Source organism: Bacillus sp. RC242 (genome assembly GCF_044908245.1).
In the GTDB taxonomy this organism is placed as follows: domain Bacteria; phylum Bacillota; class Bacilli; order Bacillales; family Bacillaceae_G; genus Bacillus_A; species Bacillus_A mycoides.
Genome location: NZ_JBIYCZ010000008.1, coordinates 109,890 through 125,102 on the forward strand (window position 1 = coordinate 109,890; position 15,213 = coordinate 125,102).

Genomic DNA, 15,213 nt, shown 5'->3' on the forward strand with positions numbered 1-15,213 from the left:
TTTACAAAATCGAACTTGTGTTCGTTTTTATAATATCATCGTTTTACATTTCATTCAACTATTTACTTCCCTATTTTCAAAATTATTTTGAAGGAAGCTCCATTTCTTGTTTTCTAAGTTCAATACGGCGAATTTTTCCGGAAATCGTTTTTGGTAGTTCATCTACAAATTCAATTTTGCGAGGGTATTTATATGGTGCAGTCAATTCTTTGACGTGTTGTTGGAGCACTGGAATTAATGTTTCTTCGTTCTTGTCTATATTCTCTCTTAATACGATAAATGCCTTCACGACACTTCCGCGAATTTCATCAGGGCTTGCAACAACCGCACATTCTCTTACGTAAGGATGTTTTACAAGCGCATCTTCTACTTCAAACGGGCCGATTGTATAGCCAGAGCTAATAATAATATCATCACCGCGCCCTTCAAACCAGAAATAGCCTTCTTCATCTTTTTTCGCTTTATCACCCGTAATATAATAATCACCACGGAATTGCATCACTGTGCGCTCATCGTCTTTATAATATTGTTTAAAGAGTGCTGGTGTTTCAATGTGAACTGCAATATCACCAACTTCTCCTACCTGTACAGGAGTTCCTTCTTCATTTACGATATCAACATGGTTGCCTGGCGTCGGTTTTCCCATTGATCCTGGTCTAATGTCCATCCCTTTCATTATCCCAACGAGTAATGTGTTTTCCGTTTGCCCATAACCGTCTCTTACTGTAATATCGAAATACCTTTGGAACGTTTCAATGACTTCCCTGTTTAACGGCTCACCTGCCGATACAGCGCTATGTAACGCTTCTAAATTGTACTCACTTAAGTTTTCTACCTTTGCCATTAATCTATACTCAGTCGGTGTACAACAAAGTACATTCACCTTATTATCACCTAATAAATTTAAATACGTTTTTGGTTCAAACTTACCATTGTATACAAATCCTGTTGCACCTGAACCGAGAGTCGCTACAAACGGGCTCCAAATCCATTTTTGCCAACCTGGACTAGCCGTTGCCCATACAACATCTTCTTCTTCGATTCCGAGCCAGTTCGGGGCGCTTGTACGTAAATGAGCGTATGCCCAGGCATGCGTATGAACAACTCCTTTTGGATTCCCTGTCGTCCCTGACGTATAAGATAAAAAGACCATATCTTCTTTATCCGTCTTCGCCATTTCTAACGTATCACTTTCCGTTTCTAATGCTGTTTTTAAATTCGTCCATCCATCTACTGATCGCTCGCTCAGGACGAATTTTTGAAGAGATTCCACCGCTTCTACGCCGTCAAATTGTCCAATATACGGTTCGTAACTTACGATAGCCTTTACTTCTCCGTGCCCAATACGATACTCGATATCTTTTTTACGCAACATTTCTGAGCTTGGAATAACGACAAATCCTGCTTTAATCGCAGCAATATACGTCATGTAAGCTTCAATTAAGCGCGGCATCATAATAAGGAGCTTGTCCCCTTTTTGTAAGCCACTTTTTATAAAAGCGTTTCCAATTCTATTCGCACCTTGCATTAATTCAAAATATGTAATCTCTCGTCTATTCCCTTTATCATCTTGCCAAATTAAAGCAAGCTTCTCTTTATCACTCGTATATTTCTCTATTTCCGAAACTAAATTATAAGACGGCGGCGCTAACAATTCCTCTCTCTTCATATAACATCCTCCTTTATTTCTATGCCTCCCTTATATAATAAAGAATTTTCAGTAAATTTTGAACCCTCTTCTTTTGACAATTTTTTTATATTTATGTCGAATTGATGTATGAATGTATAGCGACGATGTTTTTAACATAACGATTCATCGGCAAATAACGACGAAAACGACAAAAAGAAAGAGCGGGAGAACCCGCTCTTTCTAAGCCATCGTATATGGGATTATTTTTGGTAACCGCCTAATTGTTGCTCAGCTAGTGAAACTAGACGTTTAGTAATTTCGCCACCAACAGATCCGTTAGCGCGAGATGTTGCATCAGCTCCAAGTTGAACACCAAACTCTTGAGCGATTTCGTATTTCATTTGATCTAATGCTGCTTGAGCACCAGATACTGCTAATTTATTTGTGCTTGCCATGTTGTATCACCTCCTTGTGAGTATAGAGTGTGATAAACAACATGACTTCATGCACATTTGAATGTGGTAATTTATGGGTTTAGAAAAGTTCTTCGAATTTTTCTTCTTCAGCCACTACTTCTACTGTTTGTAATACCATTGTTTCTTTGTTCGCTACAGCCTCTTCAATTAACGGCGCGAAATCGTACTTCGCTTCAAAACGATTTGCTTTCTCACGCTTCGGTTTCGTCGATGGACTTGCTGGTGTAAACACTGTACAGCAGTCTTCATATGGACGAATTGAAATATCATACGTTCCAATTTCTTTTGCAATTTTAATAATTTCTAATTTATCCATCGTAATAAGCGGGCGAATAACAGGATAGTTTGTCACTTCGTTAATCGTATGCATACTATCTAACGTTTGGCTCGCTACTTGTCCAAGACTTTCACCAGTCGTAATTGCAAGTGCATTACGCTCCTCTGCAATACGCTCTGTAATACGCATCATCATACGACGCATAACTGTCATAGAATAGCTAGATGGAATTTCTTTATTAATCGTTTTTTGCACTTCAGTAAATGGAACAAGGTGAAGTGTTACACGTTTACAGTATTTCGTTAACTCTTGTGCTAAATCGATTACTTTTTGTTTCGCGCGCTCGCTTGTGAAAGGTGGACTATGGAAGTGAACTGCTTCCACAGATACGCCGCGTTTCATCGTTAAGTAAGTTGCTACCGGGCTATCGATACCACCAGAAAGAAGTACCATTACTTTTCCGCCAACACCAACTGGTAAACCGCCAGCTCCCATGTGCTCACCACACATAATATAGCTGTAACCACTGCGAATTTCTATACGTACATTCACATCTGGATTATGAACATCTACTGTGATATCCTCTGTATTTTCTAAAATGTGCCCACCGATTTCTGGAAGTAACTCCATCGTCTTCATTGGGAAGCGCTTATCAGAGCGGTGCACTGTAATTTTAAATGTTTTCACATCACCTTTTACTTGTAAGAAAGCTGCTAATGCACCTTTTTTAATATCTTCTAATTCTGATGGTACTTTCATTGCTAAGTTAAACTTATGAATACCAAATACATCTTTCAATCTTTCAGAAATTGCTTCATGGTCTTCACCATTTAACTGAATGTACATACGATCATGTGTTGCATCAATTTTAATGTTTGGGAATTTTTTTAATTTGAATTTCACATTATCTTTTAACGTACTTACAAACTTAGAACGGTTCTTTCCTTTTGTCGTCATTTCTCCATAACGAACTAAAATATATTCATATGTCATCATATTTCTTTACCTCATCACTTCATATAATTTTGGCATCGTCTCTTTAACAATACCTTCAAATTGTTTTACTTCTTCCATCGTGTTGTCTGGTGCTAGACTAATGCGAATCGCACTTGTAGCTGCGGCGTGCGGTACTCCCATTGCCACTAGTACTCTGCTCACTTCATTTGCTTTTGAAGAACAAGCAGACTTCGTCGATACATATACACCATGCTCTTCTAAAGCATGAACGACTACTTCTGGTTTTAAACCGACAAATGATACATTTAAAATGTGCGGTGCCGCATATTCAAGTGATGTATTAATCGTTACAGTTTCCATCTCTTTAAAGAAACGGACCAGCTCTGTTTGTAAATTTTGCAAATGAACTATCTTTTCTTTCACTTGTTCCATCGTCATACGAAGTGCTTTCACCATCGCTACAATACCAGGTAAATTTTCTGTACCTGAACGATACTTGAGCTCTTGTTGACCACCTGATAAGATTGGATCTAATCTTACACCATCACGTACGTAAAGAAGACCTGTCCCCTTTACGCTATGAAATTTATGTCCAGATATTGAACAAAGGTCAATATGAGAAGCGTATAAATCAAGTGGTACTTTTCCTATCCCTTGTACATGGTCCACGTGGAATCTTATTTTCGGATAGTTCGTTAATAATGTTCCAATTTCAGCAACGGGCTGAATCGCTCCAGTCTCGTTGTTCACGTGAATAATTGACACAAGAATCGTATCTTCACGAAGTGCTCGTTTTAGATCTTCTACCGATACAACACCGTGCTCGTTAACCGGTAAATACGTTACATCAAAACCGAGATCTTCTAATTGTTTATATGCTTCAAACACAGACGCGTGTTCAATATTTGTTGTAATGATATGTTTGCCGCGCGAACGATTCCTCATCGCTATCCCTTTAATCGCAAGGTTATTCCCTTCCGTTCCACCTGATGTGAAAATAATTTCAGAAGGTTTAACGTGAAGGAGCTGTGCCGCAATCGTTCTCGATTGTGTTAATAGACGCTCTGCCTCTCCTCCAAGCGAGTGGATAGAAGAAGGATTACCAAAATATTTCCCTGCAACCGTTACGTACGATTGAAGCGCTTCTGGATATGGCTTCGTCGTCGCACTATTATCAAAATAGATCATCGTTCTTCCCCTTTCAGCGCTATCACATCATATAATCATATCACAAATACGTGTAATTACGCTAAGACTACTCAAAGGTTCCGTTTTTATATAAAAGTGTACATTTCCCCCGGCCATTTGCAGGCATACTGAGTGGTGAAGATTAATAATCAGTGGTGGATGAAACCCCATCACTTATGGTTTCACTTTATCCCGCATTAACGGGCAGTAAGACTCCCACCTCAAAATTCAGCTGGAGCAAAGAAGTTAGGTGGGAAATCCACTGCCCGTAAATGCCCGATTGGTTCAACTAATAATCAGTGGGGGGATGGCCCCCCTCCCACTGATTAAAGTTTCACTTTATTTTGAAACGAACAACCTTACTGTATTCCGCTATTCATTATAGCAACATCGACTTCAAAATTACACAAAAAAACAAACCCTTTATTAAAGGGTTTGCTCATTGTCTACATATTCAGCTATTTTTTGAACAACACCAGGTTCAAGTTGCTCTAATATAGAAGCCGCTTGTTCTAAAGCTGCATCGTATTGATATTCACGGAATAATTTCTCCGCATAATTTAAGCTTTCTGCAAGATTCTCATCATGACTGCGGTATCGGTTACCGTATTGAATTAGTTTTTCAACTAAATAAGCTTGTCCAATTAATTCTTCTGTCATTTCAGATACACCATTCACAACTGTGTATGCTTCTTCTAAACTGCTATTTACAGTATTCATATTTAACGGCTTTACTTCTAATTGCTCATATACAGCCTGCATCGCCATTTGCCCTTTTTGTAAATCTTCCATAATACTCTCTGGAAGACCTGGTAAATTCGACTTTTGCATAAAACGTTTCGTCTCAAAAATTGTATTTCGCATTTCTTGTAACTTCTCACGTGCTTCAAATTCTTCTTTGCGCATCGTTTGCAGCATTTCTTTATATTCTGCATGAAGTACTTTTAAAGTTTCACATTGCTCATAAACCTCTTCTAGTTCCTCACGAATAATAGAGAATGCAATATCTTGTTCAGCAACGCGTATTTGTAACACTTCAAAACGTTTCATTAAAATATGCATTTGCTTTTCAATTACTTTTTGTGACTCAATATCTTTGTCTTGTAATTGATAACTTTGTTTTACAAGTTGTGTTTCTATTTTCGTTTCGATTGTTTCTGTACGAATTTCTTCTAAATCTTCATAAACAGACAGTGTTTTTTGCTCCACATAATGTTTCGCATGCACTTCTTGTTCAAGTTGATCATAAAAACTGTCTAAACGAGTTTTTAAGTTCTCTACTTTTTCTGCTGCTTCTGTTATATGAAGTTCCTGTATATCCATTAAACATGTGTGTAGTTGTGTCGTCATATCGCGGACTTCTTTAGGGATTTCCAAATACTCTAATACATAGCCTTGTCTTATCATATCATCATGACCTTGTAATAAATCTTCCAGCTGAACTGGTAATGTCGCTTGACACTCTACCAATAAATCCGGAATTTGATGAATAACGATTTCTAAACTTGCTAAACCTTCTTCTAAACTAATAACAATTTCTCTCGCTTTTAAATAATCACCATTATCTGTTGCCTCTTCAAAAGTTTTGAACTTCTCGGATTCAACATCTAACATCTCTTCAATTTTTTGCTCAGCTGCTCCATACATGTGTCGATGAGCAAGAACGCTCTTTTTCATACTACGATATGTATCACGTAACCCTTCAATTTCCGCGCTATTTTTCTCATGGCTTTCTAACAGTTGCTGTAATTCATTTAAAATGTCTGTAATACGATTATCAGCGTCATCTAAACCACTTATGGATTCTTTCATCGCATGCTTTGCTTTGCGGAAGGAGAATTGCGAGGCGAATTTTCGCGCTTGCCCTAAATCTTTTTCAGCTTTCGGAAGAGTTGTTGATACAATTTCATCCCACTCTTCACGCCATTTACCAAACAGCTCTTCTGTTTGACCTGTCATATTTAAATCTTTTACCCGCTTTAGTTCATCTGCCACAGGTTTATCTTTTATCTCTTGTTTCCACTGCTCCAGTGCTTCAATATCTTTATATGAACGATTTCTTATCACAAGCTCTATCATGAGCAGCACTAGAATAGAGCTTACTACAATGATAACGATCGTCAGGATAGAATCCATGCAAAAAAGCCTCCTAGTTATATCTCTTTTTTTGTCCGTTCCGTTTATGAAATGGAAGGCATTATGTATAAAAAGGGAATTCCCCTATATTTAACAACTAACAATGTTCTAATCATACCATGTAATGACGTGTTTTTGACCTAGTTTTTTTTAAAATTTCATGTTTCTTTACATGTGATTGTAATATTTCTTAATATTCCACTTATTCCATTATCCGTCCTCAAATGAATGCAATAAAGGTAAGACTTTTACGGGCAGTTAATGCAGGATAACGAGCTCTCTTTCATATGAGAGACTAAATAAATCTTTCGCATTAGTGGTGGTTCTACAGAAATCGCACGTACGTTACCTTGCATTACGGCTTACTGTAAAGCGGTTTCCGGAAGCAATGTTATACCAAGTCCAGCTCCTACCATCGCAATCATCGGTTCTGCATAAGATGTTTCAACCGCAATTATTGGTTTCGCGCCCATACATTGAAACACATTCATAATCATTTTCCTTACATCACATATTTCTGGGTATACAATTAGCTGTTCATTTTGCAACTCTTCCATTCGGATTACCTTTTTCACTCTATACGGATGATCATTTGAAACAGCACAAACGATTTTTTCTTCCCGCATTTCTTTTATATATGTAGCGCCTTCTACTACTGAATCGATGAACATCGCTTCAACTTTTCACTCTTTAAATAACTCTATTAATACTTTCATATGCTCAATTTTCCATTCTATTTCATATGTATCCTCTAATAAGTCTTTACACTTTGATATGTAATGAACCGCTAAAATCGGTAATATACCTACACAAATATAATTTCTGTACCGTCACTACATACAATTATGAGCGTTCCTTTTGAACTCCTTTATATGTCGATTGTTGCGGGAGGTATCGCTGTATTTTGCTGGAACACGGGAAATCGATATATTTCATCTATTAACGGCATATTATTTATGAATTTAGTTCCTGTACTTGCACTTATCGGTTCTATGTTTCAAAGTTATACCGTCGATAACATAGAAATTGCCAGCACCTCATTAACAATTATTGCGCTAGTATGCAACAATTTATGGCAAAGAAAACAACATATAAGAATCCCCACCTCAGTTCGTTAGGTGGGGATTTTTCACATATGAACAGCTCTTGGTAGTTCATAATACATACTCGCTTTATATAATGTTCGTTCCATCCATTGCTCAATTTCCTTCGTATACATTTCTAAGAAAAACGTCTCAGACGGAAATGAGTGTAGCACCTCTGATATATATTGCGGATATAAAAACGGCATATTCATCATGCCTTTTAATTGTGTCATAAACATTGTAAAAGATACCTTTTTAAATTCTTGATTCATTTGTCCTTGTTTAATGATTTGCTCTATATAATATCTTTCTCTAGAAAAATAAACGGTCATCACTTCACGAATTAATGTCGTATCAAGCGAAAGCTCTCTATAAAAAAAACGTGTCAGTTCTCTATTATCAAATTGATATCGTAAAATCCCGCGCACCATTTGCACCATCACATCTTTAGCCGATAAATATTCTCTCTGTTCAAATGACGTTTCAATTACGTGAATATATCCTTCTAAAAAATCAGTAATAAGCTGTTCTAATAACCCTTGCTTTCCAGCAAAATAATATGAAATATTCGCTACATTCACATCCGCTCGCTTTGCAATTTCTCGCACCGACGTTCCATCATAACCTTTCGTGTTAAACAACGATATTGCCGCATCAATTACTTTTTGTTTCGTCTGTTTCATGCGCTCACTTCCTCTCACTGAACAGCTATAGTTTAAATTTCTTGACTTTTAAGACAAATTCCTTTAATTTTCTATCGACAAAGTCATGTGAAATACATCGTATTTTGCTATCGTTTTACATATCTCGCTAAAAAGGGAGTTGTTTCCATGTTTACAAAAGAAAGTTATGCAGGATCTCGTGAAGAGCAATATGAGACAGTAATTAAACAACTGGATGCATTATTAACTGGCGAACCGAACGTAGTCGCAAACTTATCAAATGCGTCCGCACTATTAAATCAATTTTTAGATCGCGTTAATTGGGTTGGCTTTTATGTAACAGAAGGAAATCAGCTTGTTCTTGGACCATTCCAAGGGATGCCAGCTTGCGTGCGTATTCCGTTCGGACGTGGTGTTTGCGGCGTTGCAGCTGAAACAAAAACAACGCAACTTGTAGCAGATGTTCACCAATTCCCAGGACATATCGCTTGCGATAGTGCCTCTAATTCTGAAATCGTTGTACCGATTATGAAAGAAGGAAATATCATTGGTGTGCTTGATATTGATAGTCCTGAAAAAAATCGTTTCGATGAAGTAGATCAGCACTATTTAGAAAAGTTTGTGGAAACACTCCTAAAACATATTTAATAAAGAAAAGAGTGAGCTATCGATTACGTACGTAACGTACGAAACCGATAGCTCACTCTTTTTTTATTGATTCACAGTAGATATTTTCTTTAATGCTTGCTCTAAATCAGAAACGATATCTTCCCATGATTCTAAACCGACAGATAGGCGTATTAAATTATCAAAAATACCCATTTCTTTTCTTAGTTCAGCCGGAATAGCTGCATGTGTCATCGTCGCTGGATGCTGAATTAACGTTTCTGTATCACCTAAACTTACGGCAATTGTAATAAAATGGAGGTCATTGATAAACGACTGTGTTTCCTCTTTCACGCCTTTAATTGAAAAAGAAATAACGCCCCCACCTCGTTTCATTTGCCGAGATGCTAATTCTCCCTCCGGATACCAAACACCTTCTACTGCTTCATGATTTTTCAAAAACGATACAATTTTTTCCGCATTATCACAATGACGATCCATTCTTACTGCTAATGTTTTTAATCCGCGTAACAATAACCACGCGTCAAACGGCGCCATAATACCGCCGATATCTTTTCGCATCGGACGGATTTTGTCAGCTAACGTTTTCGTTCTACAAATTGTTACACCCGCTACAACATCCCCGTGACCACCAATATATTTTGTCGCACTGTGAACGACGGCGTCACAACCAAGTTCAAGAGGTCTTTGTAAATAAGGTGAACAAAACGTATTATCAACAATAACAAGCAAGTCATTTCGCTTCGCTACCCCGATCACCTTTTCTAAATCAATTAATTTCATCGTTGGATTTATCGGTGTTTCAACGAAAATGAGCTTTGTATTTGGACGAATTTTATTTTCAATATCAGCCTCTGTTTCCATATCACAAAAAGAATGCGTAATCATAAATTTCTCTTCTAACACTTCTAAAAAACCGTACGTACACCCATATAATCCATTTGAACAAATAATATGATCTCCAGCCTTTAGAAAACCGATTAACGTTGCTGAAATGGCTGCCATACCTGAACCGAACGCCAGCGCTTCCTCTCCACCTTCTAAAACAGCCATACGTTCTTCAAATAATTTCACAGTTGGATTCCCAAGCCTTGAATAAATATAAGATGGATCTTCTCCCGCAAAACTCGCTTCTCCTTGCTGTGCTGTCTCAAACGTAAATGTAGACGTTTGAAATAAAGGTGGTGTTAAACTTCCTTTATGTTCCTCTGATGTATAACCGTGATGAATTAACGCTGTCTCCATATGCTTCTTTTTCATAAAAACATCCCCCTTATGTCTTTATTTCCACATATCCACCAGGAAAAATCTGATGAACGTCTTTACTACATTTTATGTAAGCGTTTTATTTGTGTTTCTATCTTTTCTTTTATATTGTTTTAAATTCCTTCTTGTTAATTTCCAAAATTTATCTGCATAAAACAAAAAGGGAGTCTCTTGACGAAACTGTAAGTAAAAGATATAATAGCGTTTGTGTAAAATAAAAAGGCAGCCTTGTAATGTGAGTTTATCGTTTGTATTTTGTTCCTCTGCGGAGGTGTATCTCGTAACTCCCTGCTGCTGGAGCGAAGGTACATGAAAACAAAATACCCGTAAATATCGATTACGTCTGTTTTTATTTTACGAAAATAAAAACATTTTTAAAGGAGGAGTCAACTATGGCTCGTTATACAGGTCCAGCATGGAAACTGTCTCGTCGTCTTGGAATCTCTCTAAGCGGCACAGGAAAAGAATTAGAAAAACGCCCTTACGCACCAGGTCCTCACGGTCCTAACCAACGTAAGAAACTTTCAGAATACGGTTTACAATTACAAGAGAAACAAAAACTTCGTCACATGTACGGCATGACTGAGCGTCAATTCCGTCGCACATTTGACCAAGCAGGTAAAATGCCTGGTAAGCACGGCGAAAACTTCATGATCCTTCTTGAAGCTCGTCTTGACAACCTAGTTTACCGCATGGGCTTAGCTCGCACTCGTCGTGCAGCTCGCCAATTAGTAAACCACGGTCACATCACGGTTGATGGCGCTCGCGTAGATATCCCATCTTACCGCGTTAAACCTAACCAAACTATCAGCGTTCGCGAAAAATCTAACAGCCTTGTTGTTGTTAAAGAAGCGATCGAAGTTAACAACTTCGTACCAGAATACTTAACTTTCGATGCTGATAAGTTAGAAGCTACTTACACTCGTCACGCTGAGCGTTCTGAGTTAGCAGCTGAAATCAACGAAGCATTAATCGTAGAGTACTACTCTCGTTAATCTCGGTACTCTGCAAAGAGTATTATTAAAAGCCTTAGGAACCTTGTTTATCAAGGGGCCTGGGCTTTTTTTATTTATATAAATGTCGTATGTATAGTAAGATGCTTCAAGGAAGTTTTTTCATGAATTATGGATAATCGTCCTTACTTCTCTTTTATTCATTCCAACGATTGGATTCTCTTTAATACTAGCTCCGTTTATTGTGCAAAATTTTATAATCCATCTTCATTACATGCTGTTATACTTATCCCCCTAAACATATAATCATTTCGTTTTCAGACTACTCTTTTTTTCATTACTTCCAAATTATATCTCAATAGAAAAAGCTACCAAAGAAACTAAAACGTTCTCTCTGGTAGCTTTTATTTATATATTAAAATTATTTATTTTCCTCTTTTTGAACATATACATAAGCATCTTTCTGCTCTTTATGTACATCAACCTTCGTGCTCTCTGCAAGCTGACCAGCGTTTAGCAAAGAAAAAATAATGAGCGCTTCTAGTGACATTTTGTTTTACCACTCCTTTCTATTTGTTATACATTTATCATACCGCTTACATGTGATTTCCGTATGAACTCGAAAAGGAGATTACAACAAAAAGGTTACAGGAATACGAATGCACGCTATAATAACCAAAAAATAGGAGGAGTTTCATTTTGACAATAAACCAAATGGTTCAACTAGGCAGTTCGTGTATGCTGTTTATTACTTCAGCTTTGATTAGTTGGTATCAAGGGAGTAATTTAATAGACTATCCCGATGAATGGAAATATAGCGCTAAGTTTACGAATTATTTTAAAGGGTACGTTTCACATTATGACGACATTTATCAAATCGATTTCTTTATATATGCGGCAAAATTTTATCCCGTAGCATTTGTCGTTATGCTAATTAGCTTACTTTATATGCTCGTATTAATTCTTCATATTCTATTTAAAAGAAATCATGAGGCAATTTAAATGCATACATAAAAACCCCGAACGATAGACTTTTCAGCCTACCATTCGGGGTACTATTTGTTTTAAATTCTTTTCTGATTAGTAACGAATTAAGAAATATTTCTTCTTACCGCGGCGAATGATTGTGAATTTACCTTCGATGCGGTCGTTTTCTGTTACAACGTAGTCTAACGCTTGTGTACGCTCACCGTTTACGTAGATTGCACCGTTCGTTACATCCTCACGTGCTTGACGTTTAGATGGTGAAATTTTGCTTTCTACAAGTAAGTCGATTAATACTGTATCTTCTGCAGTACGTTCTACAGATGGTACGTCTTTGAATCCTTGCTCGATTTCGCTTGCAGTAAGTTCTGCTACAGAGCCACTGAATAATGCAGCTGAAATTTTAATTGCTTGCTCTAACGCTTCTTCGCCATGAACAAGTTTTGTCATTTCAGATCCTAATGATTTTTGTGCTGCACGTTTTTCTGGTGCTTCAGTTACTTGCTTCTCAAGCTCAAGAATTTCTTCATGAGATAAGAATGTGAAGTATTTTAAGTATTTAACTACATCGCGGTCATCTGTATTGATCCAGAATTGGTAGAACTCGTAAGGAGTTGTTTTCTCTGGGTCTAACCAAATTGCGCCGCCTTCTGTTTTACCAAACTTCGTACCATCAGATTTTGTAACTAGCGGAATTGTTAAACCGAATGCTTTCGCATCTTCTTCTGATTTACGGATTAATTCAAGACCAGCTGTAATGTTACCCCATTGGTCACTACCACCGATTTGTAGACGGCAATTATGGTTTTGGTATAAGTTTAAGAAGTCGTATGATTGTAAAATCATATAACTAAACTCAGTGAATGAAATACCAGTATCTAAACGAGATGCTACTGTATCTTTTGCTAACATATAGTTTAAACCGAAGTTTTTACCGATATCGCGTAAGAATGAAATTACATCTAAGTTACCAAGCCAATCATAGTTGTTAGCCATTGTTGCTGGGTTGTCCACGTTTTCAAACTCTAAGAAGTTTGAAAGTTGGTTTTTAATGCTTTCTGTGTAGTAAGCAACTGTATCTTTCGTATTTAATGTACGCTCTGCTTTTTTACCACTTGGGTCACCGATCATGCCAGTACCACCGCCAACAAGTGCAATTGGTTGGTGACCAGCTAATTGGAAACGACGTAACATTAATACTGGTAACATATGACCGATGTGTAAGCTATCCGCTGTCGGGTCGAAACCACAGTATAATTTAACGCTTTCTTTTTCTAATAATTGCTCAAGTCCCTCAGCATCTGTTTGCTGATTAATTAAACCGCGAAATTCAAAATCTTGTAAAATACCCATATCCTACATACTCTCCTTTAAGTTCATTACTGGCGTGAAGGTTGAAAACATAAAAAAATCGCCCCTTAAATAAGGGACGATTTTGATTATCGCGTTACCACCCTAGTTGCAGGCAAAAAAAGCCTACCACCTTATTTACATAACGGCTTAGCACCGTCTTTTCCCTTTTGAATACACTTCAATCGAAAAAAGATGCTCTAGGGGCGTAATTCGCGATCATCTATGTGCTGATTTCCACCGACCATCAGCTCTCTAAAACAGGGAAATGATCACTACTTCTCCCTTTCCACGCTCAATTATTCATATACTTTTCTTTATACCATCATTTATATAGGCGTGTCAAATAGAGGTATGAGTTCTTTCCCTACCAATCCTTTATAAAGTCGCAAGGAATATCGTAATAAGAGAAATAACTGGAACACCAACTAATAACGACACATGAAACACAACCGATAAATCATTCCCAATCGTCGCTTCCACAGGATCTTTCGCTGGAGAAGCAAGAAATCCAAGTAATCGCTCGAAGCGGCTTACCGTTTTTGGAAAATCCGGTATTTCTACATGATCGCTATCTAAATGCTGCTTTAATTTATATTCATTCTTAAAGGGATTTTCGTTCAATTTCATCCACCTCCAGCAATTGTTTTAATTTCTTTATCCCGTTATGAAGTCTCGACTTCACTGTTCCAACAGGAATATCCAGTACCTCTGCAATTTCTTTTTGCTGCATATCATGATAATAAGAAAGAATCAGGACCGCTCGCTGTTCTTCAGGAACTTTCAAAATTGCTTCTCTTACCGTAAGCCGGTCTTCGTGGGAAAACTCTACCTCTTGCATTGGTACTAAAAACGGTAAGAGCGAACGCCACTTTTTTCTTCTATTTAATTTATTAATCATAAGACGGTAACCGATTTGAAATAAATACGTTTTAATTTTTCCTTTTCGGGTTTCATACATATGTTTCTTACGCTCTAGAGTCAAAAACGTATCTTGAACGAGATCTATACTCAGTTGTTCATCACGATTAAATCGATACAAAAATGTATATAGCGCTGGTTTGATTAAAACATATAGTTTTTCTCCAGCTTGCTTATCTCCATTTTGGTACGCAAGCATGAGCTCCTCCTCAATCCCAATCTGCGCCATTTTTTTTGATCTCCTTTATTCCTTTTAACGTTAATGAAATACGGGAAATTAGATATGCACTTGCGACAATAATCCATACTTGTGATTGATTCGCAAAAAATTGAACATATGGGTTTTGAATCGTGAATCCAATTGAAACTAAAATATTTAATGCTTGCACACATATGCATGCATATACTGCAAGACAGACAGAAATAGTATCAAATACATTCCAGCGAAAATATACTTTTGTTTTTGTAAAATCAATTTTATTTCCATTTTTTCGTACAATATACTTCTTATCAAACGGAATAAGGATTGAAAAAATAACAATCATAATAATCCCAACTGTAATCATTGAAATTTTAAATCCAATTGGTATAGGTAATAATATACCACAAGAAAACACAACTATAATTCCAATTAAAGCAAAAGTCAGCATCAATTTATTAGACATAAAAAAGCCTCCCTCATCTATTCTTTCATAAATGTA

15 protein-coding genes, 2 pseudogenes and 1 other annotated feature are annotated in these 15,213 nt (G+C 37.1%); of the genes and pseudogenes, 4 read left to right on the top strand and 13 right to left on the bottom strand.

The features are described from left to right. Positions 1 to 82: 82 nt before the first annotated feature. The 6 genes and pseudogenes from mbcS to ABH957_RS16805 form a co-directional block, all read right to left on the bottom strand. Positions 83 to 1,669 (bottom strand): acyl-CoA synthetase MbcS, encoded by a 1,587-nt coding sequence (mbcS, locus tag ABH957_RS16780; protein ID WP_404454273.1) that lies wholly within the window; start codon positions 1,667 to 1,669, stop codon positions 83 to 85. A gap of 221 nt (positions 1,670 to 1,890) precedes the next feature. Continuing rightward, positions 1,891 to 2,085 carry an alpha/beta-type small acid-soluble spore protein gene (locus ABH957_RS16785; RefSeq protein ID WP_000168891.1) on the bottom strand — a complete coding sequence of 65 codons (195 nt, stop codon included), beginning with the start codon at positions 2,083 to 2,085 and terminating at the stop codon, positions 1,891 to 1,893. 79 nt (positions 2,086 to 2,164) lie between these two features. Beyond that, positions 2,165 to 3,379: a tRNA uracil 4-sulfurtransferase ThiI gene (gene thiI, locus ABH957_RS16790; RefSeq protein WP_002067574.1), complete on the bottom strand. Its 1,215-nt coding sequence runs from the start codon at positions 3,377 to 3,379 to the stop codon at positions 2,165 to 2,167. 6 nt (positions 3,380 to 3,385) lie between these two features. Beyond that, complete coding sequence (locus ABH957_RS16795; protein ID WP_002167571.1) at positions 3,386 to 4,528, bottom strand: cysteine desulfurase family protein; 1,143 nt, start codon at positions 4,526 to 4,528, stop codon at positions 3,386 to 3,388. Between the two features lie 426 nt (positions 4,529 to 4,954). After that, a complete protein-coding gene (gene ezrA, locus ABH957_RS16800; RefSeq protein WP_002129414.1) occupies positions 4,955 to 6,664 on the bottom strand; it encodes a septation ring formation regulator EzrA in 1,710 nt (569 codons plus the stop codon). A gap of 248 nt (positions 6,665 to 6,912) precedes the next feature. Continuing rightward, positions 6,913 to 7,479, bottom strand: a pseudogene (locus ABH957_RS16805) (LysR family transcriptional regulator substrate-binding protein); the annotation flags it as partial. On the opposite strand from ABH957_RS16805, the pseudogene ABH957_RS16810 reads away from it, so the two are divergent. Further along, a pseudogene (locus ABH957_RS16810) lies at positions 7,468 to 7,782 on the top strand (EamA family transporter); the annotation flags it as partial. The pseudogenes ABH957_RS16805 and ABH957_RS16810 sit on opposite strands and share 12 nt — an antisense overlap. An 11-nt stretch (positions 7,783 to 7,793) precedes the next feature. On the opposite strand, the gene refZ reads toward ABH957_RS16810, so the two are convergent. After that, positions 7,794 to 8,432 carry a forespore capture DNA-binding protein RefZ gene (gene refZ / locus ABH957_RS16815; protein ID WP_002164973.1) on the bottom strand — a complete coding sequence of 213 codons (639 nt, stop codon included), beginning with the start codon at positions 8,430 to 8,432 and terminating at the stop codon, positions 7,794 to 7,796. Positions 8,433 to 8,579: 147 nt separating this feature from the next. Between refZ and ABH957_RS16820 the strand changes: the two genes are divergently transcribed. Further along, the gene (locus ABH957_RS16820) at positions 8,580 to 9,059 is read left to right on the top strand and encodes a GAF domain-containing protein (RefSeq protein ID WP_002138633.1); all 480 of its coding nucleotides are present in this window, start codon (positions 8,580 to 8,582) and stop codon (positions 9,057 to 9,059) included. Between the two features lie 63 nt (positions 9,060 to 9,122). Here ABH957_RS16820 and megL read toward each other — a convergent pair whose 3' ends face one another. Then, positions 9,123 to 10,298, bottom strand: coding sequence for a methionine gamma-lyase (gene megL, locus ABH957_RS16825; protein WP_404443649.1), 1,176 nt, complete (start codon positions 10,296 to 10,298; stop codon positions 9,123 to 9,125). A gap of 398 nt (positions 10,299 to 10,696) precedes the next feature. Between megL and rpsD the strand changes: the two genes are divergently transcribed. Further along, entirely contained in the window at positions 10,697 to 11,299 is a 603-nt protein-coding gene (gene rpsD / locus ABH957_RS16830) for a 30S ribosomal protein S4 (protein ID WP_340813131.1), read from the top strand. 379 nt (positions 11,300 to 11,678) lie between these two features. On the opposite strand, the gene ABH957_RS16835 is transcribed toward rpsD, so the two are convergent. Continuing rightward, complete coding sequence (locus ABH957_RS16835) at positions 11,679 to 11,807, bottom strand: hypothetical protein (protein ID WP_002015573.1); 129 nt, start codon at positions 11,805 to 11,807, stop codon at positions 11,679 to 11,681. Between the two features lie 149 nt (positions 11,808 to 11,956). Between ABH957_RS16835 and ABH957_RS16840 the strand changes: the two genes are divergently transcribed. Further along, entirely contained in the window at positions 11,957 to 12,259 is a 303-nt protein-coding gene (locus tag ABH957_RS16840) for a YjdJ family protein (RefSeq protein WP_377953525.1), read from the top strand. A 78-nt stretch (positions 12,260 to 12,337) separates the two neighbouring features. Here the strand turns inward: ABH957_RS16840 and tyrS are convergent, their stop codons facing one another. The 4 genes from tyrS to ABH957_RS16860 all read right to left on the bottom strand — a co-directional run bounded on the left by tyrS (position 12,338) and on the right by ABH957_RS16860 (position 15,177). Further along, complete coding sequence (tyrS, locus tag ABH957_RS16845) at positions 12,338 to 13,594, bottom strand: tyrosine--tRNA ligase (RefSeq protein ID WP_404511828.1); 1,257 nt, start codon at positions 13,592 to 13,594, stop codon at positions 12,338 to 12,340. Between the two features lie 69 nt (positions 13,595 to 13,663). Then, positions 13,664 to 13,892: a binding site (T-box leader), on the bottom strand. 77 nt (positions 13,893 to 13,969) lie between these two features. Then, positions 13,970 to 14,215 carry a hypothetical protein gene (locus ABH957_RS16850; RefSeq protein ID WP_016092439.1) on the bottom strand — a complete coding sequence of 82 codons (246 nt, stop codon included), beginning with the start codon at positions 14,213 to 14,215 and terminating at the stop codon, positions 13,970 to 13,972. Further along, entirely contained in the window at positions 14,196 to 14,741 is a 546-nt protein-coding gene (locus ABH957_RS16855; protein ID WP_002129421.1) for an RNA polymerase sigma factor, read from the bottom strand. Before ABH957_RS16855 ends, ABH957_RS16850 begins: the two co-directional genes overlap by 20 nt. Next, positions 14,722 to 15,177, bottom strand: a complete 456-nt coding sequence (locus ABH957_RS16860) for a hypothetical protein (protein WP_404443657.1) — start codon at positions 15,175 to 15,177, stop codon at positions 14,722 to 14,724. The genes ABH957_RS16855 and ABH957_RS16860 overlap by 20 nt, the downstream gene beginning before the upstream one ends. Positions 15,178 to 15,213: the final 36 nt, after the last annotated feature.

Bases quoted from the DNA above. Each gene is read 5' to 3' on its own strand.
- mbcS (WP_404454273.1), bottom strand. From the start codon at position 1,669: ATGAAGAGAGAGGAATTGTTAGCGCCGCCGTCTTATAATTTAGTTTCG.
- ABH957_RS16785 (WP_000168891.1), bottom strand. From the start codon at position 2,085: ATGGCAAGCACAAATAAATTAGCAGTATCTGGTGCTCAAGCAGCATTA.
- thiI (WP_002067574.1), bottom strand. From the start codon at position 3,379: ATGATGACATATGAATATATTTTAGTTCGTTATGGAGAAATGACGACA.
- ABH957_RS16795 (WP_002167571.1), bottom strand. From the start codon at position 4,528: ATGATCTATTTTGATAATAGTGCGACGACGAAGCCATATCCAGAAGCG.
- ezrA (WP_002129414.1), bottom strand. From the start codon at position 6,664: ATGGATTCTATCCTGACGATCGTTATCATTGTAGTAAGCTCTATTCTA.
- refZ (WP_002164973.1), bottom strand. From the start codon at position 8,432: ATGAAACAGACGAAACAAAAAGTAATTGATGCGGCAATATCGTTGTTT.
- ABH957_RS16820 (WP_002138633.1), top strand. From the start codon at position 8,580: ATGTTTACAAAAGAAAGTTATGCAGGATCTCGTGAAGAGCAATATGAG.
- megL (WP_404443649.1), bottom strand. From the start codon at position 10,298: ATGAAAAAGAAGCATATGGAGACAGCGTTAATTCATCACGGTTATACA.
- rpsD (WP_340813131.1), top strand. From the start codon at position 10,697: ATGGCTCGTTATACAGGTCCAGCATGGAAACTGTCTCGTCGTCTTGGA.
- ABH957_RS16835 (WP_002015573.1), bottom strand. From the start codon at position 11,807: ATGTCACTAGAAGCGCTCATTATTTTTTCTTTGCTAAACGCTGGTCAG.
- tyrS (WP_404511828.1), bottom strand. From the start codon at position 13,594: ATGGGTATTTTACAAGATTTTGAATTTCGCGGTTTAATTAATCAGCAA.
- ABH957_RS16855 (WP_002129421.1), bottom strand. From the start codon at position 14,741: ATGGCGCAGATTGGGATTGAGGAGGAGCTCATGCTTGCGTACCAAAAT.
- ABH957_RS16860 (WP_404443657.1), bottom strand. From the start codon at position 15,177: ATGTCTAATAAATTGATGCTGACTTTTGCTTTAATTGGAATTATAGTT.